We start from the raw sequence: 23,522 nt of genomic DNA on the forward strand, positions 1-23,522 counted from the left end.
ACCGCGTGCGCCCTGGGAGCGGGACCCCACCATGGTGGTTCCGACCAGCACTGCGCCTCCGGTCCGACGTCCGGCGGGCCCGACCCGCATACCGCCCACTCGCGGTGCCGAGGCTGCTACGCCCTCGCCGAAGTCGAGTTCGTCCCGTTTGCTGTCCGCCACGGGCGCCATCGCCTTCGCAACGCTGATCAGCCGCATCACGGGCTTCGTCAAGCAGTTGCTGCTGGTGACGGTCCTGGGTACGACAGTCGCCGCGTCGTACACGGTGGCCAGCCTGATCCCCAACATGATCGCAGAGCTGGTGCTCGGCGCTGTCCTGACCGCCATCGTCGTTCCGGTGCTGGTGCGCGCTGAGAGCGAGGATGCCGACGGCGGACGTGCCTTCGTCCGGCGTCTCTTCACCGCAGCGCTGACCATGCTGATCGTCGCGGCAGTTCTCGCGACGGCGGCGGCGCCCATCCTGACGCGGTACGTCTTCCTGTCCGACGACGGTCAGGTGAACACCGGCCTGACCACAGCATTGCTGTTCCTTCTGCTTCCCGCGATCCTGTTCTACGGACTGTCGGCGCTGTTCACCGCGGTGTTGAACACCCGCCAGAACTTCAAGCCCGGCGCGTGGGCGCCGGTGCTCAACAACCTCGTCGTGCTGACCGTGCTCGTCCTGTACATGGTGGTCCCGGGTGAGATCTCGCTGGACCCGGTCCGGATCAGCGATCCGAAGCTGCTGGTGCTCGGAATCGGCATCACGCTCGGCGTCGTGGTCCAGGCGGCGAGCCTCGTTCCCGCTCTGCGGCGCAACAACATCGATCTCCGGCCTCTGTGGGGTCTGGACGATCGTCTGCGGCAGTTCGGCGGCATGGCCGTCGCGATCGTGCTGTACGTCGTGATCAGCCAGGCCGGAATGGTCTTCGCGACGCGTATCTCCTCGCACGTCGACCCGGCCGGCCCCCTGATCTACAACCAGGCGTGGATCCTTCTGCAGCTGCCGTACGGCGTCCTGGGTGTCACGGTCCTGACGGCGATCATGCCAAGGCTCAGCCGCAACGCGGCGATGAAGGACACCCCGGCCGTGGTGGACGACCTCTCGGTCGCCACGCGGTTGACGATGCTGGCGCTGATCCCGGTCATCGGCTTCCTGACCGTCGCCGGCCCGCAGGTGGGCGAGGCGCTCTACGGCTACGGCAACTTCGGCTCGGCCGATGCTGCCCGACTGGGCGAGGCCGTCAGCTGGTCCGCCTTCACCCTGGTTCCGTACTCGCTCGTTCTGATCCACCTCCGCGTGTTCTACGCACGCGAGCAGGCGTGGACACCGACCTGGATCGTCCTCGGCATCACCGGCGTCAAGATCGCGCTGTCCGCGTTGACCCCGCTGATCGCCACCTCCGACCGCGAGGTGGTGTTGCTGCTCGGCGCGGCGAACGGCCTCGGCTACATCACCGGCGCCGTCATCGGCTGGATGCTCCTGCGTCGGACGCTCGGCGATCTCCGTCTCGCGGGGGTGCGCAGAACCGTCGCGCTGACGCTCGCCGCGACAGCCGTCGGAATGGTGGCAGTCTTCGCCGCGGATCGCCTCCTCGGGCTCGACCGCCTGACCGGCCCCAGCGCCCTGCTCCGCGTCGCCTTCGACGGCTCCGTCATGCTTCTGGTCACCGGGCTCTGCCTGTACCGAGCCAGGATCCCGGAAATACAGTCCATATCGGTCGCAGTGGCCAGACGCCTCGGCCGTAAGTCCCCGGACCTGCCCGGACCTGTAACGATCGAGCCCTCTGCCACCGATCCGATGTACGCGGAGACCGAGATGATTCCGGCCGTCACCGGTTCGGACATGCCCCCGATGGGCCCGTCGACCGGGGAATTCGGTCGCGCCACCGGCACGGGACGGCTCCCGTACCCTGACAGGCGAGTGGACCCGCGGGCGCGGATCGTTCCCCGATCGTCGAGGTACGACGGTGACGAGTCGGAAACGACGATCATCCCCGCCTACACGGATCCGTTCACGACGAGAAGTGACGAAGGAGTGGCAGTGACCGACGACGAGGGTGCACGGGGGCGTACGCCGTCCGAGGCCGACGACGCCACCGGGACCGGCGGCGTGTCCACCGAGAACCGCGGCACTCCTACAGCCGACACGTCCGCTGCCGCCGAGTCGACGAGCGAGGCTCCCGAGTCGGCCGAGGAACGCGTCGAGGACGCCGAATCGGGCGTGCTCGACACCGGCGTCGTTCCTGTCGGGTCACCTACTCTTCCGCCCGCCGTACCGGCCACCGAGTCGCCTCGGACGCCGGTGCGTGGCCCCAAGTTGATCCCCGGTGCATCCGTCGCCGGCGGTCGGTACCGGCTACTGGCTCCGCACGGCGGCGCCCGCGGTCTGAAGTTCTGGCAGGCACACGACGTCAAGCTCGACCGTGAAGTGGCACTGACGTTCGTCGACGCCGATCAGCAGGCCACCGGTGAGGGAGACGAGCGGACTGACGGTCCCCAGGCCGTGCTGTCCCGCACCCTGCGTCTCGGTCGGATCAACTCTCCGGGTCTGGCCCGTGTCCTCGATGTCGTGCGAGGCAGCTCGGGCGGCATCGTGGTCGCCGAATGGACCCGTGGCCGCTCGCTCCGAGAGATGGCCGAGACGGAACCGTCTCCGTTCGGCGCCGCCAACGCCATCAAGTCGCTCGCCGCCGCAGCCGAAGCCGCTCATCGGGGTGGTGGGGCACTGTCGATCGATCACCCCGACCGCGTCCGCATCAGCATCAAGGGCGACGCCGTACTCGCGTTCCCGGCCACATTCGGCGACGCCGATCCCGGCTCCGACGTCCGCGGCCTGGGCGCCATGCTCTACGCCCTGATCACCGCGCGCTGGCCCCTGGGCGACTCGTCCGGCCCGGCCACCGTGGGCGGGATGCGGATCGCCGACCGCACCGCGTCCGGTGCCGCAGTCGAGCCACGCGAGTTGCGTCCGGACGTGCCGTTCGAGATCTCCGCGGTCGCCGTCCGGGCTCTCGAACAGAACAGCGGCATCCGCACCGCGGCCACCGTTCAGCACATTCTCGGTCAAGCAGCCGTCGTCAACGAGAAGACGGAAATGATTCCGGCGTTGCGACTCGGTCAGAGGCCTCCGGGCGCGAGCGGTCACGCGTTGGCGGACCCGGACGATCAGCAGCCGGCCCAGCGATCGAATCTGATGGTCGCTGCGCTCGTCGGACTGGCCGTGCTCACGGTCGTCGTCCTCGGACTCGTCGGGTGGTGGCTCGCGAACCTGCTCTCGGGTGGCGGCACGGACGAACCGCTCACGGAGCAGAACTTCGGTCTGACCACGTCGGCGTCCGCTCCTGCAGCACCGGGCGAGCCTGCCCCCGCGCCGACCACCGTGCCCGCGGCGATCTCGTCGGTCGACGTCTACTCGCCCCAGGGCACTGCCGACAATCCGGGTCAGGTCGACAACGTGCTCGACAACGATCCGGGGACTGTGTGGGACACGGACTCGTACTTCAACCCGTTCCCCTCCCTCAAGCCCGGCGTCGGCATCATGGCGACGCTGGCACAGCCGACCACGCTGTCGAGCGTCTACGTCAACTCGCCGTCACCGGGAACGGTCGTCGAGATCCGTTCTGCGACAAGCGCATCGCCGGACATCGACGACACGCAGCTCATCGGGTCGGCGACACTGGGCAACGGTCTGACGGACATCACCGTCACGCCCGACGGTCCTACCGAGTACCTGCTGTTCTGGATCACGGACCTCAGCAACACCGGTGGTGGGAACCAGAGCACCATCGCCGACATCGGAGCATCGACAGCCTCCTGACCGACACCATTGGTGCACGGTCACAACAGAATCCGCTGTCGGCTCGGACGGTCCGTTTCTGAGTTAGCATCCGCGCGTGCGACTAATCGGGGGAGTCGCGAGCAGTGACGCCACGGACGGCGAACTGCTCTCGGCGCACATAGCGGGGGACACAGCGGCTTTCGCCGTGCTCTTCCGGCGCCACCAGGATCATCTGTGGCTCACCGCCAGGCGAGCCAGTTACTCCGCCGAGGACGCCGCGGACTCGCTCCAGGAAGCCATGCTGTCGGCACATCGGACCGCCGGCGCGTTCCGTGCCGACGCGGCCGTCCGTAGCTGGCTCCACCGCATCGTCGTCAATGCCTGCCTCGACCGCATCCGGCGGAACAAGGTGCGCCCCACCGTTCCTCTCGGTGAAGAGGCTCGTGAACCACGGGATCCCACCGACAGATACGCCGACATCGATTTGTCCATCGTCGTCGAGAAGGCACTGTTCTCCCTGCCTCCGGAGCAGCGCGCTGCGATCGTCGCCGTCGACATGGAGGGATACTCGGTCGCCGACGCCGCGGCGGCTCTCGGGGTTCCCACCGGCACGATCAAGAGTCGATGCGCGCGTGGTCGACAGAAGCTCGCCCTCGTCCTGCAGTCGGTCCGTGCGGACGACACAGATCTCTGACGCGGTGTGGCGTTCATGATGGAACCGAGCGCACGTCGTCCGCGTCTTATCAGTCGTAGCAACCATTCGCGCTCGAGCATCCGTGGGAGGTGACCGTGAACGACCCTGCCGACGTCGATGACTTCGCCGACCCCGATGACCTTGCCGACTCCGATGCGTCCACGTATCCGGCCCACCTGGACGCCACTGTCGAGGCTCTGCGAGCCCACGGTGCCGACCACGACGCCCGCGCGGACATTCCGCTCGATGTCAGCGACCGCATCGTCGCCGCGCTGAACGCAGCACCGCTCGTCGCGACGGATCAGCTCGCGGCCCGCCGATCGCGGTCACGGCGTCACGTCACGGCGTTCGCCGCCGCTGTCGCCGTCGTGGCCCTGGGCAGTGGTGTCGGCCTCGCCGTGGCAGCACAGTCGAACCCTGGATCGAACGACACCGTCGTCTCGGCTGCGCCACCGCTCGACGACGCTACGGTCTTCTCCTTGGTCGGCTCGACGGACCGCGGACGGCTGTCGGATCCCGAACTCCTCGCCGGGTGCCTGGAAGCCAACGGCCTACCGGAAACCACGTCGCTCGTGGGATCGGGAACGGTCTCCGTGGACGGCACCGACGCGACGCTGCTGATCGTGGGGGGCGGGAGACCCGGGTCGTTGATCGCCCTGGCCGTCGGCCCGTCCTGCGGGCCGGGTAATGCCGACACCGTCTCACGTGCGCGGATCGGGTAGATCACGTCGGACGCCGTCAGGGAACAACGCTTCCTGACCTAGTGTTGTGCGCACTGTAGGGCTCAGGCCCGCCAGATCCAGAGATTCACAGACGCACATACCTCGGAAGGCGAAGATGACTACTTCGGACATCCACGACCTGATCATCGTCGGGTCCGGCCCCGCCGGCTACACCGCTGCGGTGTACGCCGCGCGAGCAGAACTGAAGCCACTCGTGTTCGAGGGCACCCAGTTCGGCGGCGCCCTGATGACCACGACCGAGGTGGAGAACTTCCCCGGCTTCCGCGACGGCATCATGGGCCCCGAACTCATGGAGCAGATGCGCGAGCAGGCCATGCGGTTCGGCGCCGACATCCGCACGGAGGACGTCGAGGAGATGTCGCTGACCGGTGACGTCAAGACCGTCACTGTCGACGGCACCGTATACCGCGGCCGCGCTGTCATCCTCGCCATGGGCGCTGCAGCCCGGTACCTCGGCGTTCCCGGTGAGCAGACCCTGCTCGGCCGCGGCGTGTCCGCGTGCGCCACCTGTGACGGCTTCTTCTTCCGCGACCAGGACATCGCCGTCATCGGCGGCGGCGACTCGGCCATGGAGGAAGCCACCTTCCTCACCCGTTTCGCGCGATCGGTGACCATCGTTCACCGCCGCGAGGAGTTCCGGGCGTCGCGCATCATGCTCGAGCGCGCCAAGGAGAACGAGAAGATCACGTTCGTCACCAACGCCGATGTCGTCGAGGTGCAGGGCGAGTCCGGTGTGACGGGTCTGAAGATCCGCGATACCCGCTCCGGTGAAGAACGCGTCCTCGATGTCACCGGCGTGTTCGTCGCCATCGGCCACGATCCCCGCTCCGAGCTGGTCCGCGGACAGGTGGACCTCGACGAGGCCGGCTACGTCCGCGTGCAGAACCCCACCACGTCGACTTCCATCGACGGTGTCTTCGCCGCCGGTGACCTGGTGGACCACGTCTACCAGCAGGCCATCACGGCTGCCGGCACCGGATGTTCGGCCTCGATCGACGCCGAGCGCTGGCTCGCCGATCAGGGCGACATCACCGAGAACACCCTCGAGAACGCCGATCGAGACGTGGACGCCGTCAGCGTCTGATCCGCATCCGAAGTCCTTACCACCGAAGGAGCATCACATGTCCGACAAGAACACCGTCACCATCAGCGACGACACGTTCGCGGCCGAGGTCCTGCAGAGTGAGAAGCCCGTTCTCGTGGACTTCTGGGCCACCTGGTGCGGCCCGTGCAAGATGGTCGCCCCCGTCCTCGAAGAGATCGCCGGCGAGCACGCCGACAAGCTCACCATCGCCAAGCTGGACATCGACGCGAACCCGCAGGCGGCTCGTGACTTCAAGGTGATGTCCATCCCGACCATGATCCTGTTCCAGAACGGTGAACCGGTGAAGACCATCGTCGGCGCGAAGGGTAAGGCCGCCCTGCTCCGCGATCTCGACGGTGTCATCGCCTGACCTGCACCCGAGTACATCAGCCGCGCCCGGCCTGTCCATGACACGCCGGGCGCGGCCGCGTTCGGACCCGGCTCGATTGTCGGAGGAGCATGATCTTCTGAAAGAATCCTCTACTGAACTACCACCGAGACGCGTTCACGAAAGGTCGACGAGAGAATGAAACCACTCCGCCACGGCGATCGCGGTCCAGCCGTCGCGGAGATCCGGGACATCCTCTCGGGCCTCGGATACCTCACACCCACCGACGGCTCCGACCAACGCCCGCCGTCCACATGGACGGACACGGACGTCCTGTTCGACCTCCCGCTCGGCGACGCCGTCCGTGCGTTCCAGCAGCATCGAGGCCTCCTCGTCACCGGTGAGGTCGATTCGGCGACGTACCGGTCGGTGAAAGAGGCGTCGTTCCGACTCGGTACACGAACGCTCATCTACCAGCTGTCCGCTCCGCTGTACGGCGACGATGTGGCGACGCTCCAGCGGCGCCTGCAGGAACTCGGCTTCTACAACGAGCGTGTCGACGGCTTCTTCGGCGGACGCACCCACGAGGGCTTGTCCTCGTTCCAGAGCGAAATCGGCCTGTCTCCGGACGGCATCTGCGGTCCGGCCACACTCCGCGCCCTCGACCTGCTGGGTACTCGGGTCACCGGCGGTTCGCCCCATGCCATTTCCGAGGAAGAACTCGTCCGCCGTTCCGGTCCGCAACTGACCGGTAAGCGGATCGTCATCGACCCGGGTCTCGGCGGTGACCACACCGGCGCGACCGTCGACACTCCTCACGGACCGATCACCGAGGAGTCCATCCTCTGGGACCTGGCCGGCCGTCTCGAGGGCCGTATGGCCGCCACGGGCATGGAGACGTACTTCTCACGGTCCCGCGCCGTCGATCCGACGACTGCCGAGCGAGCCGACACGGCGAACGGCATCGGCGCCGACCTGATGATCTCTCTGCGCTGCAGCACACACAGCAGCCCGGAGGCCCACGGTGTGGCCAGCTTCCACTTCGGCAACTCGCACGGATCGGCGTCGCTGATCGGCCAGGTGCTCACCAGTTACATCCAGCGGGAGATCGTCGCGCGGACCCCCCTGCAGGACTGCAGGAGCCACGGCAGGACGTGGGACATCCTGCGACTGACCAACATGCCCACCGTCCAGCTGGATCTGGGCTACCTCACCAACTCGGAGGACGTCGCCGTGTTGGCGGATCCTCGGATGCGCGACATCCTCGCGGAAGCAATCCTTGTCGCGGTGAAGCGGCTGTACCTTCTGGGCCAGGACGATCAGCCCACCGGAACCTTCACGTTCGCCGAACTCCTGGCGTACGAGTTGTCGGTCGCCGAGCGCGCGTAGGCCGCACTCGCCTCAGCGCGCTCCCACGGGGACGCGTGCATCTGCTTCGACCACCGTCAGCGCAGCTGCTTCCAGAAGGCGCTCGAGGGCTGCCTCGACGTCTTCCTTCCACCCGTGGTCTCGATCGAGCTCGAGGCGCAGGCGCGGGAATCGATGGTGCGGTGCAATGACCTCGAATCCGTACTTCTCCAGGAAGTCCGCATCGATCATGCACGTGAGTTCGCCGCAAGGCCGCTCACCGATGCCGAGGTAGCGGCTCTCCTTCTCGTCGTCGTCGAGCCGGATTCCGAAGACCTCGAGAGCGCGCACTCCTCGGTTGATCAGATCGCGCACTGTCGCGTGCATGAGTGCTTCACGGATGTCGTCACCGTCTTCTGCAGCCAACGGTGAGTACAGCGACGTCAGCAGAACCGCGTCGGGACTGACGGGCGCGGTAGGGAAGTGTGCGGCGCGGGGTACCGCTCGTGGAGGGGCGTACAGAGCGCACCCGACAGCATCTGCCGCGACCGGCACATCCGAGCGTGCGGCTCCGGTGGCCACCTGACCACACGGACCCCATTCGAGCATGACCATCGACAGCCATGCTTCCTTCTCGAATTCGGAATCCACCAGAGCGGCAGTCGACGCCGCCGCGGGATCCATCGTCCAGAAGACGCAACTGCGGTCATGTGCCGGCAGCGAATCGAACCCGCCGAGCGTGAGTGTGGAGACGACGATGGACACGCGTGTTCTCAGCCTCCGTACCCCGACTCACAGCAACCTTCGGCCGCCGCGACTGTGTAGATCTCTCCCAGGATAAGCGATGGAGCCGATGCGAGCGACGCCCCGACGGCGGAATTCGTAATCACTTGCCGCACAGCATGATTCGGCCAGACAGTCGTATTAACGTCACAGTGACGAATCGTCCCGGTGTGGTCGTACAGGCGAACGACGACGTCAGGACGACTTCTGGCGTTCCATCATCTCGACGATCCGTTCCAGGTCGTCCACCGACCCGAATTCGACCACGATCTTCCCTTTTCGCTTACCCAGGCTCACGGTCACGCGGGTATCGAACGACTCCGACAGGCGCTCGGCGACGTCTTGCAGCCCGGGCATCTGGATCGGCTTGCGCCGCGGTGCCGGACCGGGAGCGCTCGGCTCCTGGCGGTTGGCCAGGGTCACCGCTTCTTCGGTCGCCCGTACCGACAGACCCTCGGCCACGATGCGCTTGGCCAGTTCCTCCTGCGCGTCGGCGCCTGCGTCGAGGGACAGCAGTGCTCGGGCATGTCCCGCCGACAACACACCGGCAGCGACCCGTCGTTGGACCGGAATCGGCAGTCGGAGGAGTCGGATCATGTTGGTGATGACGGGCCTCGAGCGACCCAATCGAGTGGCCAACTGCTCGTGGGTGACGTCGAATTCTTCGAGCAACTGCTGATACGCCGCGGCCTCTTCGAGAGGGTTCAGTTGCACACGATGGATGTTCTCCAGCAGCGCGTCGCGCAGAAGGGTGTCGTCCGCCGTCTCGCGAACGATGGCAGGGATTGCCTCGAGGCCGGCCTCCTGGCTCGCTCGCCATCGGCGCTCACCCATGACCAACTGATAGCGATCGGGCCCGACTTCCCGCACCACGATGGGTTGCATGAGCCCGAACTCGCGAATCGAGTGGACGAGTTCGTCGAGAGCTTCCTGCTCGAAGACCGTCCGAGGTTGCTTCGGATTCGGCTCGATCTTGCTGGGTGCGATCTCGCGATACACCGCACCGGCAGGGGTGAGATCGTCCGCGGTCAACTCGGGTGCAGTCGGTGTGGGCGCTGTGGCGACACTCGGATCACCACCGATCACGACGTCAGCAGCCGCTGATCCCAGACCCGATCCCTGTCCCGGAGAGGTGGGAATGAGAGCTGCGAGGCCTCGTCCCAACCCACCCTTGCGTGTCTGGCTCATGCCTGTCCATCCTTCGCAGCGTTCATGTCGGCACTCCGTGCGGCCATCTCACGGCCGGCATCGAGGTACGACATCGCTCCACGTGAGCCCGGGTCATAGTCGATCACCGTCATTCCGAAGCCGGGTGCTTCCGACACCTTGACGCTGCGAGGAATCACCGACTTCAGCACTGCACCACCGAAGTGGCGCCGAACCTCGTCGGCCACCTGATCCGCGAGCTTCGTACGACCGTCGTACATCGTCAGGATCACCGTGGAGACATGGAGCAGGGGATTGAGATGTGCCTGCACCAGCTCGATGTTCCGGAGCAGTTGGCCCACGCCCTCGAGCGCGTAGTACTCGCACTGGATCGGAATCAGAACTTCCGTTGCCGCGACCATGGCGTTGACGGTCAGCAGGCCGAGGGACGGCGGGCAGTCGATGAGGACGAAGTCGATCTGCAAGTCGTCGAGTGCAGCACTGGACAGCGCTGTCTTCAGCCGTCCTTCCCGAGCCACCATCGACACGAGCTCGATCTCGGCACCCGCAAGGTCGATCGTTGCCGGGATACACATCAAGCGGTCGTTCTTCGGACTGCGTTGGATGGCGTCGACGGCCGTGATCTCGCCCAGGAGCAGTTCGTAACTCGAGGGGGTGCCCGACGTGTGCACCGCACCGAGCGCCGTCGATGCATTGCCCTGAGGATCCAGATCCACGACGAGGACAGACAATCCCTGGATGGCCAGAGCAGCCGCCAGGTTCACCGCGGTGGTCGTCTTGCCGACGCCACCCTTCTGGTTCGCGATGGTGAGCACTCGTCGAACGGGCGGCTTCGGCAGCGCGACCCCGCCCGGGTGCAGGACCTGACTGGCGCGTTGAGCCGCGGCGCCGATCGGTGTGTCATCGGACGTCATGGGGGAGTACCCGTACGAGTCCGATGCGCTCGGTGTTTCACGTGAAACGCCGGCCGATCCTGTTTCACGTGAAACAGAGGATCCGGATTCACCCGACATGTACTACTCCTTCAAGAATGGACGAGCCGCGACGCACGGACGCTCAGCGTGATCCGGCAGCGAACTTGGGGACTCGCGCACCACGCACGGCTCGCTCCGCGCGCACAACGATAGTCGGTGTCGGAACAACGTCCTGACCGCACTGCAGGACCTCGAGATTCTTCGCACCGATGCGCGTCAAGGTTCCCTTGTCTCTGTCGATCTCCTCCTGGGCGGTACTGCCCTTCAGAGCGAGCATCACACCGCGTTCGTGGACGAGGGGCAGGGACCAACGGGCCAACTTCTCCAACGGCGCCACAGCGCGCGAGGTCACCACATCGCAGCCGCCGGCTTCCTTGATCACACCGGGTTGCTCGGCGCGGCCACGAACAACGGTCACGCTCAGACCGAGCGCCTCGACGATCTCTGCCAGGTACACCGTCCGGCGAAGGAGTGGTTCCACCAAGAAGATCGTCAGATCAGGCCGGGCAATCGCGAGCGGGATTCCGGGAAGTCCGGCACCGCTACCGACGTCGACAACACTTGCCCCGTCGGGAATCAACTCACCTACGACGGCACAGTTGAGAAGGTGTCGTTCCCACAGCCGGGGGACCTCGCGCGGCCCGATCAGTCCACGTTCGACGCCGTCCGTGCTCAACGATGCGTGATAGCGCTGTGCCAACTCGACACGGTCGCCGAACACCCGAACGAGGGCACCGTCGATCCACGAGGAGTCCGGCTGGGTTTCGTGTTCCACGTGAAACATCCTCTCGCGACGCCCGAGGACGCCATAAACCACACTGGTGTAATTCACGTGCGGCACCGATACGGTGCGACCAGAAGTCTAGTGATTCGCTCGGACATCGCAGTCCACACATGACAAAGGGACGCGATCATCGATCGCGTCCCTTGTGTCGTGCGGATGTACGAAGGTCACTCCTTGACGACGACCACGTGTCGGTTCGGCTCGACGCCTTCGCTCTCACTCGTCACGCCGGCCACAGCCGCAACGGCGTCGTGGACGATCTTGCGCTCGAACGGAGTCATCGGGTCGAGCGGCTCACGCTCACCTGTCTCCGCTACCCGAGCGGCGGCCTGGATACCGAGCCGAGTCAGTTCCTCGCGACGTCCGGCACGCCACCCCGCAACGTCGAGCATCAGCTTGCTCCGCTCACCGGTGGACTGCTGTACGGCCAGCCGAGTCAACTCCTGCAAAGCGTCGAGAACCTCGCCCTGTCGCCCGACGAGCTTGTTGAGATCCTTGCCTCCGTCGATGCTGACGACAGCGCGGTCACCCTCGACGTCCAGATCGATGTCGCCGTCGAAGTCGAGGACGTCGAGAAGCTGCTCGAGGTAATCGCCGGCGATCTCGCCCTCTTCGACGAGGTAGTCGGTGTCGTCCTCGTCATCGAGAGGAGCAACCGTCTCGGAGTCGACCGAGTCACCGGCATCCGCCGTCGTCACCGCTTCGTCGGATTCCACCGCCGGAACGTCCTTGTCGTCTGTCTTCGAATCGATGGTCACGTTGTCGTCCATTTCCGTCCGCACTTCGGTCGCTTCAGATGTTCGAGAGTATCGCCGAGCGTGATCCGGAGATCACCGGCGTCGCTGCTGCTTGGGTCGGACCTTGCCGGGAGGTGCCTTCTTCTTCCGCGGCTTGGCCACGCCGTTCGACGTGCTGTCCCCGACCGTCGGCTGGGCGTCCGAATCGGCCGTCGACTCCACGGGCGACTCGGCGCCGGCCGTACGCGTCGGCTTGGCTCCGGGCGCCGGCTTCTTCTTCAGCGCGTCAGGACGAGCGCCGGGCTTGGGTGCATTGTCGTTGCGACGCTCGAGGGCAGCTTCCTTCTTCGCCGCCTCTTCCTTGTCGATCTTGCCGAAGACGAGGTGCTGCTGGCCGTACGTCCACATGTTGTTGCTCACCCAGTACAGAAGGATGGCCACGGGGAGGAACGGGCCACCGACGAGCACACCGAGGGGGAAGACGTACAGCGCGAGCTTGTTCATGATCGCGGACTGAGGGTTGGCTGCGGCCGCCTCGCTCTGTCGAGCGACGGATGCACGCGAGTTCAGGTGCGTCGCGATGCTGGCGATGATCATCAGCGGAACGGAGACCGCGATGATGGGCCCGATCGACGGGATGCCACCGAACGGCTCGAACGCGCGCAGCTGTGACTCGGGTGACGTGATGGCCGCCGAGATGGGCGCACCGAACAGTCGCGCCGACAGGAAGGACTGCACGTCCTCGACGCTGAAGAAGTAGTTCGGCGTCTCGGCGTTGACCTCGGGGGTCAGACCCAGCTGACCGATACCGGTACCGGTGCGGTTGAAGGACCGGAGCACATGGAACAGGCCGATGAAGACCGGTGCCTGCGCCAACACGGGGAGGCAACCCATGATCGGATTGAAGCCGTGCTCCTTCTGGAGCTTCTGCATCTCCACGGCAAGCTTCTGACGGTCCTTGCCGTACTTCTTCTGCAGTGCCTTGATCTGCGGCTGCAGCTCCTGCATCTGTCGCGTCGTGCGGACCTGCTTGACGAAGGGCTTGTAGAGAATCAGCCGGAGCGTGAAGACGAGGAACACCACCGACAACGCCCACGCGAAACCGCTGTCCGCGCCGAGAACGGCACCGAACACTTTGTGCCAGACCCAGAGAATTCCGGATACCGGGTAATAGATGAAGTCGAGCACGGCTCTATGTACTCCTCTGTTGGTTCACCCTCACGGGGTCATGAGACTGCGGGGAAGCGTGTTCGGTCGCATCGCGGCGACGCGGTGGAACCGGGTCCCATCCTCCAGGGTGCCAGGGCGCGCACTTGAGGAGTCGAACCACGGCGAGAACTGTGCCGACGACCAGGCCGCGTGAGCGCAGCGCATCGACGGCGTACTCGCTGCATGTCGGTGTGAACCGGCAGGTGGGCATCCGCATCGGGGACACATACGTGCGGTAGAGGTCGATCACGAAGATGGCCAGCCGGGCAGGTGACGCGATCACCCGCTTCGCCATGTGCCTCGCCGATCCCGTCATCCCGTCACGGACCTGGCCGAGGCAGCGTTGCTCTCGGAGGGGACCGGGGGAGAGGAATTCATGGCGGGTAGTGCTCCGAGTCGACGCAGGCTCGACACCACCTGGCGCTCGAGGTCCGACGACGTTGCGACGGCAGCACCGGGAAGTGCGCGAAGTACGACGTCGACGTCCTTGGACACGACAGGAAGTACCGAGCTGCAGATATGACGAAGCCGGCGTGCGACTCTGTGTCGAGTCACCGCCGGCCCCACTGCTTTACTCACGACCAGTCCGAACCGAGCGCCGATCGGCGACTCCAACGACGTCGTGTCGTCCCGCGCATACAGGTGGACGACGACGTCGTGTCGGCCGGTTCGGCGACCGCGGCGGACAGCGTTCTGGAACTCGGACGTGCGGTGCAGCCGATGCTGCTCGGGAAGCACCGCGCGTCCAGGTAGGAAGAACTGTCAGGCAGTCAGCGACGCGCGGCCCTTGCCGCGACGTGCGGACACGATCGCGCGACCGGCACGCGTCCGCATACGCAGACGGAAGCCGTGCACGCGTGCACGACGACGGTTGTTCGGCTGGAACGTCCGCTTGCCCTTGGCCACGGTGGTACTCCTCGAAGATATCGGCAGTCGTGACGACGTACCGGTGTGTGCTGGTGGTCGCGAGTTCGGCGAACTCGAGTGTGTGGACTCCCGCGCAAGAGGAGGACGGCACAACCGTCCCGCGCACATGCTGCAGGTGACCGTTCGAGGGTACTGACGCCGTCGAACGAGGTCAAACTGCGCTACCTCACCGGACGCCGCGGCGCACGCACGACACGCCACGGACGGGCCTCGCCGTCCGGACCACCGACGGAACCGTTCGTCTTGTTACGACTCACTGATCCTGCTAGCTTCGCTGCTGACGAGTTCACGGACCCGGGGTCCGTGCACTCCGCCGCCGGTCACCCTTTCTCCACAGGGACGACTGCCTGCACGCATGTCCGCTGTCCGCCCTCCCGTCGAGGCCTGACGACGAGACACGACGAACCTGCAGGTCAGAGCGTCACGCTGTCGGATCGACTGTCGGGAACCCGCCGCGGAGCTACACCGATGTCGTTTGTCCACAGCTGTGGATAATTATGTGGAAACACAGGTCGGGTGGCATATTCGACTCGTCGGACAGGGCCCGTGGGGACTGCCGGCGAACTTCGGCCGAGGCACCGTCCACGGCCCGATCGGAGGCACCGTGGAGGACGATCCGGACGTGTTGGCCGCAGTGTGGCCGACGGTCGTCGCAGAGTTGACTGCCGAATCGAACTCGGGTGCATCTCTGTCCCGCGCACAGAAGGCATGGCTCGCTCTCGTACGTCCCATCACTCTGGCGCAAGGTTTCGCTCTGCTGTCGGTCCCGTCCTCGATCGCGCAGGAAGCGGTCGAGCGGGGCCTGCGCGAACCGATTCTGGCGTCGCTCGGACGGCATCTCGATCAACCCGTCGAAGGACTCGGAGTCCGTCTGGCGCCCAACGCCGAGGTTCCGGACGCCGTCGCCGTGGATATCGAGACCGACCGCAAACCCGAGGTGACCCACAGTGCACCCGTCTACCGGCGACGGCTGCTGACGGAGTCGACGGCCGGCGAACCGTCCGACTCGGAGAGCAGCGACTACGGAGACCACGAGGAAGTCGACGACGACCGCGACGCACTGACCAGCGTGCAGAACTCGTGGCCGACGTCCTACACAGTTCCTCCACGGTCCACGTCGATCCCGACCGGCAGCACGAGCCTGAATGCGAAGTACACCTTCGACACGTTCGTCATCGGGGCGTCCAATCGTTTCGCCCACGCCGCCGCCGTCGCTATCGCCGAAGCCCCCGCCCGTGCGTACAACCCGCTGTTCGTCTGGGGAGCATCCGGTCTGGGAAAGACCCACCTGCTGCACGCTGCCGGCCATTACGCCCAACGTCTCTTCCCGGGGATGCGCGTCAAGTACGTCTCGACCGAGGAATTCACGAACGACTTCATCAACAGCCTCCGAGACGACCGCAAGGTCGCGTTCAAGCGCCGCTACCGCGAGACGGACGTGCTGCTGGTCGACGACATCCAGTTCATCGAGGGCAAGGAAGGCATCCAGGAGGAGTTCTTCCATACCTTCAACACGCTCCACAACGCCAACAAGCAGATCGTGGTCTCCTCGGACCGCCCGCCCAAGCAGCTGGCGACCCTCGAGGAACGTTTGCGCACCCGCTTCGAGTGGGGCCTCATCACCGACGTCCAGCCGCCGGAACTCGAGACGCGCATCGCGATCCTGAGCAAGAAGGCGCAGATGGATCGCCTGGACGTGCCGCACGAGGTGCTCGAGCTGATCGCCAGTCGTATCGAGCGGAACATCCGTGAACTCGAGGGTGCGCTGATCCGTGTGACGGCGTTCGCGTCACTCAACGGCCACACGCTCGACACGGCGCTGGCCGAAGCCGTGCTGCGTGACCTGATGCCCGACTCCTCAGGCCTCGAGATCACCGCTGCCACGATCATGGCCGTCACGGCCGAGTACTTCGACACATCGATAGACGAGCTGTGCGGGCCCGGCAAGGCGCGCGCACTGGCGCAAGCCCGGCAGATCGCGATGTACCTGTGCCGTGAGCTGACCGATCTCTCCCTGCCGAAGATCGGACAGACGTTCGGCCGCGACCACACGACCGTGATGTATGCCGACAAGAAGATCCGCAAGGAGATGGCCGAGCGGCATCGCACGTACAACCAGGTTCAGGAACTGACCGCAAGGGTCAAGCAGCGCTCCAAGCGCTGATCTCGGTGACCGATCACGGCCGTCCGGACGCCCCTCGTGGGCTCCGGGCGGCCGTTCTCGTTCCGGCGGCAGTCGAATTCCCACTCGACGAACACCCGATTCGGCTCGATACACACCTGTGGACAACTGTGTGAATAACGTGGATACCCCGGGGATGAAACGTGTAGTTCGCGCACAGTCCACCGTTCGTCCACATGCCACCCCGTCGAACCGGTCATCGATGCCCGGGTTCATCCTCGAGCCGCCACGCCGTACCACCAGCACCGGACATACTCGATCCACAGATTCCACAGGACCTATGACTGTTGCTTGTATCTCTATCCAAGAAGATCCTTTTGAAAACAGGGTGGGGACAGATCCATTCACAACCCTCCGCCCCGGTCCCGGATCGAGGGTGGCCCGACTTTTCAGCGCGCCCTCGAGGGCATACGGTGTGGTTTGCCCACCAACTCGTGTGGAGCAGGTCAGCGAGAGGATCAACCGGGCGATGGAGCTTGGCAGTGTGAAGTTTCGAGTTGCTCGAGAAGATTTCTCCGATTCGGTGGCCTGGGTAGCTCGATCGCTCCCGTCCCGGCCCGCGGTTCCTGTTCTCGGTGGCGTGTTGTTGTCCGTCGACGACTCCGGCCTGACGGTCTCCGGCTTCGACTACGAGGTCTCGGCGCAGGTTCGCGTCCCCGTCGAGGTCGCCGGCGGCGGCCAGGTCCTCGTGTCCGGCAAGTTGCTCGCCGACATCACGCGTTCGCTGCCGAACAAGCCGGTCGACGTCTCGGTCGACGGCACCAAAGTTCTCATCACCTGCGGCAGCGCGAAGTTCTCGCTCCCGACGATGCCGGTCGAGGACTACCCGCAGCTCCCGGAGCTCCCCTCGCAGACCGGCACCATCCCGGTCGAATTGTTCGCCGAGGCCATCGGTCAGGTCGCCATCGCCGCCGGTAAGGACGACACTCTTCCGATGCTGACGGGTATCCGCATGGAGATCGACGGTGACTCCGTCGTCCTCGCGGCGACCGATCGCTTCCGCCTCGCCGTGCGCGAGTTGGACTGGACCCCCGCATCCGCAGGTACTGCCGCCGCGGTGCTCATTCCCGCCAAGACTCTCTCCGAATCCGCGAAAACCATTGGTGGAGGCGCGGAGTCGGCTGTCGAGCTGGCTCTCGGCTCGGCGTCCCACATCGGCAACGACGGTCTGCTGGGCATCGTGAGCGACGGTCGTCGCACCACGACACGTCTGCTCGATGCGGAATTCCCCAAGTTCCGACAGCTGCTGCCGTCCGAGCACACCGCGGTGGCGACCGTTCCCATCGCACCGCTGCTCGAGGCCATCAAGCGTGTAGCCCTGCTCGCCGAGCGCGGAGCGCAGGTGCGTCTCGAGTTCGCCGCCGACACCGTCACCCTCTCCGCCGGCGGCGACGACGCCGGTAAGGCCGAGGAGTCCATAGAGGCCAACTTCCAGGGCGAGCCGCTGGTGATCGCGTTCAATCCGGGGTACCTCATCGACGGGTTGAACTCACTGCACACGGAGCGGGTGTCGTTCGGTTTCACCACACCCAGTCGGCCGGCTGTTCTGCGACCGGCGGGCGAGGACGAACTCCAAGCCGACGAGACGGGCACCTTCACCGCTCCCCGCAGTGCGTACACCTACCTGCTGATGCCGGTTCGCCTCCCGGGCTGATTCTTCTCCGTCGGTCCGTTTCGGGGAGCATCCGCGTTCGTCCATCGAAAGGAAGCCACGTATGAACATCGGTCTGATCGGTCTGGGAAAGATGGGCTTCAACATGCGTGAGCGCCTGCGGCGCCACGACATAGAGGTCACCGGATACGACCCCCGTCCCGAGGTCACCGACGTCGAGTCGCTCCAGGCTCTCGCCGAGGCGCTCCCCGCTCCGCGCATCGTGTGGGTCATGGTTCCGTCGGGTCCGGTCACGCGCGACACCGTCACCAGTCTCTCGGAGGTCCTCTCGGAAGGTGACCTGGTCATCGACGGAGGAAACTCGCGCTTCACGGACGACGCTGTGCACGCGGAACTGTTGGCAGCCAAGGGAATCGGCTACATCGACGCCGGTGTGTCGGGCGGCGTCTGGGGGCTCGAGAACGGGTACGGCCTCATGGTCGGCGGTGCCGCGGCGGACGTAGAACGCGCGATGCCGCTGTTCGACGCGCTGCGTCCCGAGGGTGAGCGTGCGGACGGCTTCGTCCACGCCGGACCCGTCGGTGCGGGTCACTACGCGAAGATGGTGCACAACGGTATCGAGTACGGGCTCATGCACGCGTACGCCGAAGGATACGAACTGCTCGCCGCCGAGGACCTCATCGAGGACGTCACCGGTGTGGTGCGAGCGTGGACCAAGGGCACCGTCGTCCGCTCGTGGCTGCTCGATCTGCTCGTCAAAGCGTTGCAGGAGGATCCGGGCTTCACCGACATCTCCGGGTTCACGCAGGACTCGGGCGAGGGTCGGTGGACTGTCGAAGAAGCGATCCGGCATTCCGTTCCCGCGCCGGTCATCTCGGCCGCGCTGTTCGCACGATTCGCCTCGCGTCAGGTGGACTCGCCGGCGATGAAGGCCGTCTCCGCTCTGCGTAACCAGTTCGGCGGTCACGCCGTGCAGCGTGCGCCCAACACGGAGAGCACCGGGGCGTAAGTGTTCGTCCGCTCGGCGACCCTGGTCGATTTCCGTTCCTGGCAGCAACTTTCGGTCGACCTGCGTCCGGGGGCCACGGTGTTCGTGGGCCCCAACGGCCACGGGAAGACCAACATCCTCGAGGCCTTGGGATATATCGCGACGTTGTCGTCGCATCGCGTATCGGGAGATGCGCCGCTGATCAGGACGGGTGCCGAGCGGGCGCTGGTGCGTGCGACGGTCGTGAACGACGGCCGAGAACTCACGGTGGACGTCGAGATCAACGACGGCAGGGCCAACCGCGCACGCATCAACACCTCACCGGCGCGTCGTCCGCGTGACGTTCTGGGCATCCTGAACACCGTGCTGTTCGCACCCGAGGACTTGTCGATGGTGCGGGGAGATCCCAGCGATCGACGACGCTATCTCGACGAGCTGATCGTCGCCCGATCTCCCCGAATGGCCGCCGTGCGAGCCGATTACGACAGGGTCCTGCGTCAGCGGTCGGCCCTGCTCAAGACCGGTGGCGGGGCGCTGCGACGTGGGTCCTCGTCGACGGACGGGGCCAACGCACTGGCCACCCTCGAGGTCTGGGACGCGCAACTCGCGGCATTCGGTGCGGAGATCATCGGTCATCGCATCCGGGCTGTCCGTGATGTCGGGCCGTACGTGGCCGCGTCGTACGGCAGTATCGCCCCGTCGTCGCGGCCGGCGCGGATCGACTACCGCTGCAGTATCGGCGAGTCGATGCCGCCGGAGATTCTCGACACGACGCGCGCCGAAGAACCCGATGACATCGAGGTGCTGGAAGCTGCTTTCCTCCAACAACTCTCGGTGGTGCGCTCTCGCGAGATAGATCGTGGGGTGACTCTGGTGGGTCCGCATCGCGACGATCTGGATCTGACACTGGGCACCGATCCGGCGAAAGGCTTTGCCAGCCATGGGGAGTCCTGGTCGTTCGCGCTGTCGCTGCGGCTCGGGTCCTTCGAGCTTCTCCGTGGCGAGGGGTCGGATCCGGTACTTCTCCTCGACGACGTGTTCGCCGAACTCGATCGAGCTCGGCGTACCGCCCTGGCCGGTGTCGCCGTGACCGCCGAGCAGGTCCTCGTCACCGCGGCCGTCGCGGAGGACGTTCCGCCCGAGCTTGCCGCGAGACGCTTGGACGTGCGCGCACACGATACCGAGCAGGCGCGTGCCTCCGAGCTGACGGAGTTCGACGACACCTCGGTGGATGTCGGAGTACCGATCCATACTGGCGACGACACAGCGGAAGGGGGCGAGCGATGACCGACGACGACGCGGCGGTGCCGTTCGCCGGGGGTTCGGACGAACCACCCCTGCGGGGAGCGGACATCGCGCGTCGAGCGCTGGAGAACGCACGCGCCGCGGCGAAGGCCAACGGTAAGGCCGTCGGTCAAGGACGCGCGTCGACACAGCGTCGGCCGCGTCGGTCCCGCACCTGGTCGGGGTCGCGGCCCGACGATCGTGATCCGCAGGCGCTCGGGTCGTTGGCCAAGTCGTTGGCCAAGTCGCGCGGATGGTCGGCCAAGGTCGACGAGGGAACAGTGCTCGGCAGGTGGAGTCAGGTCGTGGGGGAGGACATCGCCGCACACACCAGTGCGGTCTCCGTGCGCGAGGGCGTTCTGTCCGTGTCGGCCGAGTCGACGGCGTGGGCGACGCAACTCCGTCTGCTGCAATCCCAGATTATCGCCAAGATCGCTGCATCGGTAGGGCACGGTGTCGTGACGTCCCTGCGTATCACCGGTCCGGCCGCCCCCAGTTGGCGGAAGGGCGAACGCCACGTGTCCGGTCGAGGACCCAGGGATACGTACGGCTGACCTCAACGGGTGTTGATCACATCGGCGTGGGTGCGTAGCGTCGATCTCCGAGGGATCGGTCGGATAACCCGGACGTCGGCGTACCTACGGTTTTTTACGGTGCCAACCCGATCCATCGGAGCGACCGGCGGCGAATGATCGAAGGTTCACCGAACGAGAGGGAGACTGTGACGCACGACGACCCGGGACCTGTAGTTCTGCAAGCACGCGACGTCTCGTTCGACTGGGACTCCATGCGCATGCACTACATGGACGACGATCCGCTGGCCACGCACCTGATGAACGTGATGCACCTATTCCTCCCCGAGGGCGAGGAATGGTTCGTTCGCGTGTTCAAGGAAGCGTTGCCGCTGATCCACGACGAGAAGCTGCGCGCCGACGTCATCGGTTTCATCGGGCAGGAAGCGATGCACGCCCAGGCCCACACGGGCATCCACACGTTCCTGAAGGACCAGGGCCTCGATCCCTCGCCCTACGTGAAGCAGATGGAGTACGTGTTCCGGATCGCGCTGGACAAGCGCTCGACGGACACGAAGAACAGCCTGGTGGAACGCCTGTCGCTGATCGCCGCCATCGAGCATCTGACGTCCTTTCTCGGTATGTGGGTTCTCACCGAGAAGGGGCTGGACCGCGCCGACGTCGATCCGCGGATGCTCGATCTGGTCCGGTGGCACGGCGCCGAGGAAGTCGAGCATCGCGCGGTCGCGTACGACGTCCTCCAGTACTTCGACACCCGTCGTTTCCGGCGTATCCGCACGTACGTCCTCGTGGCACCGACAGTCGTCGTCATGTGGGGCCGTGGACTCAGCTTCCTCATGAAGAACGATCCCACTCTGAGCGACGAGCAGCGCAAGTACACCCTCAAGCAGGTCAGGGCCGTCACACAGCGCGGATTGTTCCCCACGGCGAAGGCCGTCGGAAAGGCATCGGTGCGGTATCTGCGGAAGGACTACCACCCGTCCAAGGAAGGTTCGACGTCCTTGGCGGTGGCCTACCTCGCATCGTCCCCGGCGACGAGGGCAGCATCGGTCTGATGGGACAGCGCAGATTCGGACGGGCCATGGAGGCCGTCCGTGAGTACCGCGCATCGCGCACGATCCCCGAGGATCTGCACGGTCGCGGAGGTATGGACGAGATGCTCGCCCAGATCACCGACGGTCTGGACAAGATGTTCGCGATCCTCGACCACTCCGAGTACAAGGCGCGAGCGGCGCCGATGCAGGTGCGCATTCTCGACATGGTCGTGTCGGAGAAGATGTCGATCTGTGTCGACGAGAACGTCGTCGGTCTGACGTTCCGGCGCGCAGACGGTGCCGATGTTCCGCCGTGGCGTGCGGGTAGTCACCTCGACATCGAATTGCCGTCGGGACGGCGTCGTCAATATTCACTCTGCGGTGACCCGCGGGAGACCGACGCGTACTCGATCGCGGTCCGGCTGGTTCCGGACGGCGGCGGTGGATCGGTCGAGATGCACGCGCTCGAGGTGGGTGACCGTGTCTCGATCACCGGTCCCCGCAACGCTTTTCCGTTCGTAGCCTCGGGTTCGGCCCTCTTCGTTGCCGGCGGCATCGGCATGACGGCGATCATCCCCATGATCCGCAAGGCGCGCGAGGTCGGCATGGACTGGCACCTCGTCTACAGCGGCCGCACGACCGAGTCGATGCCGTTCCTCGACGAGGTGTCGACGTGGGAACAGGACCGTGTGACGGTGCGTACCGACGCCGTCGACGGATTGCCGGGCGCTGCCGATCTGCTGAGGGACGCACCCGACGGTGGGTCGGTGTACTGCTGTGGTCCGCCCCCGATGATCGCGGTGGTCCGCGAGGGAATCACCGCGACATCGGCGACGCGTCTGCACTACGAACGCTTCTCGGCGCCTCCCGTCGTAGCCGGCGAATCGTTCTCCGTGGAGCTCGCGCGCACGGGCACCGTCGTGGACGTCGCATCCGACGAGACGGCCCTCGATGCCGTGCGCCGCGTCCGTCCCGGTGTGCCGTACTCCTGCCGACAGGGATTCTGCGGAACGTGCAAGGTTCGCGTTCTCGCCGGGGTTCCGGAGCATCGCGACCGTCGACTCAGCGACGACGAGCGGGCCGACCACATGTTGATCTGTGTGTCCCGGTCGGCGGGTGAGCAGCTGACGCTCGATCTCTGATGTGGCCTGTGGCGATTTCACCCACGAATTCTGTCGCGGGAACCGAGAAAAGTCCGTCTCCGACGCAATGAGGGGCCGTTTCGGGCGTGGACATGAGGCCCGAGGTCGTCCGTACCGGTAGGATGGGCGGGTAAAGACCGACGATCGCGTGCTGGCACGTGGGTCGAGGTCCTCATCCCGTCTCTCCGGTTCCGGCGAGCGCGGGCGTTC

At 65.7% G+C, this 23,522-nt stretch carries 22 protein-coding genes; 13 read left to right on the forward strand and 9 right to left on the reverse strand.

From position 1 onward, the window contains the following. The first annotated feature begins 31 nt into the window (after positions 1-31). The 6 genes from murJ to ASG64_RS14740 all read left to right on the forward strand — a co-directional run bounded on the left by murJ (position 32) and on the right by ASG64_RS14740 (position 7,998). Entirely contained in the window at positions 32-3,799 is a 3,768-nt protein-coding gene (murJ, locus tag ASG64_RS14715; RefSeq protein ID WP_442971154.1) for a murein biosynthesis integral membrane protein MurJ, read from the forward strand. Positions 3,800-3,875: 76 nt separating this feature from the next. Next, positions 3,876-4,454 carry an RNA polymerase sigma factor SigM gene (gene sigM, locus ASG64_RS14720; RefSeq protein ID WP_042573461.1) on the forward strand — a complete coding sequence of 193 codons (579 nt, stop codon included), beginning with the start codon at positions 3,876-3,878 and terminating at the stop codon, positions 4,452-4,454. A gap of 95 nt (positions 4,455-4,549) precedes the next feature. After that, on the forward strand, positions 4,550-5,176 hold the full coding sequence (locus ASG64_RS14725; protein ID WP_156388383.1) for a hypothetical protein: 627 nt from the start codon (positions 4,550-4,552) through the stop codon (positions 5,174-5,176). 115 nt (positions 5,177-5,291) lie between these two features. Then, the gene (gene trxB / locus ASG64_RS14730; protein ID WP_056074217.1) at positions 5,292-6,281 is read left to right on the forward strand and encodes a thioredoxin-disulfide reductase; all 990 of its coding nucleotides are present in this window, start codon (positions 5,292-5,294) and stop codon (positions 6,279-6,281) included. Between the two features lie 37 nt (positions 6,282-6,318). Next, complete coding sequence (gene trxA / locus ASG64_RS14735) at positions 6,319-6,651, forward strand: thioredoxin (protein ID WP_042573463.1); 333 nt, start codon at positions 6,319-6,321, stop codon at positions 6,649-6,651. A 156-nt stretch (positions 6,652-6,807) separates the two neighbouring features. Beyond that, positions 6,808-7,998 (forward strand): N-acetylmuramoyl-L-alanine amidase, encoded by a 1,191-nt coding sequence (locus tag ASG64_RS14740; RefSeq protein WP_056074218.1) that lies wholly within the window; start codon positions 6,808-6,810, stop codon positions 7,996-7,998. Positions 7,999-8,010: 12 nt separating this feature from the next. Here ASG64_RS14740 and ASG64_RS14745 read toward each other — a convergent pair whose 3' ends face one another. The 9 genes from ASG64_RS14745 to rpmH form a co-directional block, all read right to left on the reverse strand. Continuing rightward, complete coding sequence (locus ASG64_RS14745; protein ID WP_042573465.1) at positions 8,011-8,721, reverse strand: hypothetical protein; 711 nt, start codon at positions 8,719-8,721, stop codon at positions 8,011-8,013. A 213-nt stretch (positions 8,722-8,934) separates the two neighbouring features. Then, a complete protein-coding gene (locus ASG64_RS14750; protein ID WP_056074219.1) occupies positions 8,935-9,927 on the reverse strand; it encodes a ParB/RepB/Spo0J family partition protein in 993 nt (330 codons plus the stop codon). Continuing rightward, positions 9,924-10,820: a ParA family protein gene (locus tag ASG64_RS14755; RefSeq protein WP_231568602.1), complete on the reverse strand. Its 897-nt coding sequence runs from the start codon at positions 10,818-10,820 to the stop codon at positions 9,924-9,926. Before ASG64_RS14755 ends, ASG64_RS14750 begins: the two co-directional genes overlap by 4 nt. A 142-nt stretch (positions 10,821-10,962) precedes the next feature. Then, the gene (gene rsmG / locus ASG64_RS14760; RefSeq protein WP_042573468.1) at positions 10,963-11,664 is read right to left on the reverse strand and encodes a 16S rRNA (guanine(527)-N(7))-methyltransferase RsmG; all 702 of its coding nucleotides are present in this window, start codon (positions 11,662-11,664) and stop codon (positions 10,963-10,965) included. 167 nt (positions 11,665-11,831) lie between these two features. Beyond that, entirely contained in the window at positions 11,832-12,434 is a 603-nt protein-coding gene (locus ASG64_RS14765; RefSeq protein ID WP_056074220.1) for a Jag family protein, read from the reverse strand. Positions 12,435-12,494: 60 nt separating this feature from the next. Continuing rightward, complete coding sequence (yidC, locus tag ASG64_RS14770; protein WP_042573470.1) at positions 12,495-13,589, reverse strand: membrane protein insertase YidC; 1,095 nt, start codon at positions 13,587-13,589, stop codon at positions 12,495-12,497. 4 nt (positions 13,590-13,593) lie between these two features. Further along, positions 13,594-13,926 carry a membrane protein insertion efficiency factor YidD gene (gene yidD, locus ASG64_RS21315; RefSeq protein ID WP_082042906.1) on the reverse strand — a complete coding sequence of 111 codons (333 nt, stop codon included), beginning with the start codon at positions 13,924-13,926 and terminating at the stop codon, positions 13,594-13,596. Further along, positions 13,923-14,348 (reverse strand): ribonuclease P protein component, encoded by a 426-nt coding sequence (gene rnpA / locus ASG64_RS14775; RefSeq protein ID WP_042573471.1) that lies wholly within the window; start codon positions 14,346-14,348, stop codon positions 13,923-13,925. Before rnpA ends, yidD begins: the two co-directional genes overlap by 4 nt. A gap of 24 nt (positions 14,349-14,372) precedes the next feature. Next, complete coding sequence (gene rpmH / locus ASG64_RS14780; RefSeq protein WP_027505944.1) at positions 14,373-14,516, reverse strand: 50S ribosomal protein L34; 144 nt, start codon at positions 14,514-14,516, stop codon at positions 14,373-14,375. A gap of 625 nt (positions 14,517-15,141) precedes the next feature. Between rpmH and dnaA the strand changes: the two genes are divergently transcribed. The 7 genes from dnaA to ASG64_RS14815 all read left to right on the forward strand — a co-directional run bounded on the left by dnaA (position 15,142) and on the right by ASG64_RS14815 (position 23,312). Next, a complete protein-coding gene (gene dnaA, locus ASG64_RS14785) occupies positions 15,142-16,701 on the forward strand; it encodes a chromosomal replication initiator protein DnaA (RefSeq protein ID WP_042573559.1) in 1,560 nt (519 codons plus the stop codon). Positions 16,702-17,188: 487 nt separating this feature from the next. Continuing rightward, positions 17,189-18,373, forward strand: coding sequence for a DNA polymerase III subunit beta (dnaN, locus tag ASG64_RS14790; protein ID WP_056074421.1), 1,185 nt, complete (start codon positions 17,189-17,191; stop codon positions 18,371-18,373). Positions 18,374-18,416: 43 nt separating this feature from the next. Next, on the forward strand, positions 18,417-19,340 hold the full coding sequence (gene gnd / locus ASG64_RS14795) for a phosphogluconate dehydrogenase (NAD(+)-dependent, decarboxylating) (protein ID WP_442970461.1): 924 nt from the start codon (positions 18,417-18,419) through the stop codon (positions 19,338-19,340). Continuing rightward, positions 19,341-20,606: a DNA replication/repair protein RecF gene (gene recF / locus ASG64_RS14800; RefSeq protein WP_056074221.1), complete on the forward strand. Its 1,266-nt coding sequence runs from the start codon at positions 19,341-19,343 to the stop codon at positions 20,604-20,606. It abuts the gene before it with no gap. Beyond that, entirely contained in the window at positions 20,603-21,157 is a 555-nt protein-coding gene (locus ASG64_RS14805; protein WP_056074222.1) for a DUF721 family protein, read from the forward strand. Before recF ends, ASG64_RS14805 begins: the two co-directional genes overlap by 4 nt. Positions 21,158-21,291: 134 nt before the next feature. Then, entirely contained in the window at positions 21,292-22,191 is a 900-nt protein-coding gene (locus tag ASG64_RS14810; RefSeq protein ID WP_042573475.1) for a metal-dependent hydrolase, read from the forward strand. After that, complete coding sequence (locus ASG64_RS14815; protein ID WP_082518444.1) at positions 22,191-23,312, forward strand: PDR/VanB family oxidoreductase; 1,122 nt, start codon at positions 22,191-22,193, stop codon at positions 23,310-23,312. Before ASG64_RS14810 ends, ASG64_RS14815 begins: the two co-directional genes overlap by 1 nt. The last annotated feature ends 210 nt before the right edge of the window (positions 23,313-23,522 follow it).

The sequence above is a fragment of the Rhodococcus sp. Leaf247 genome, from assembly GCF_001426185.1.
Lineage (GTDB): Bacteria > Actinomycetota > Actinomycetes > Mycobacteriales > Mycobacteriaceae > Rhodococcoides.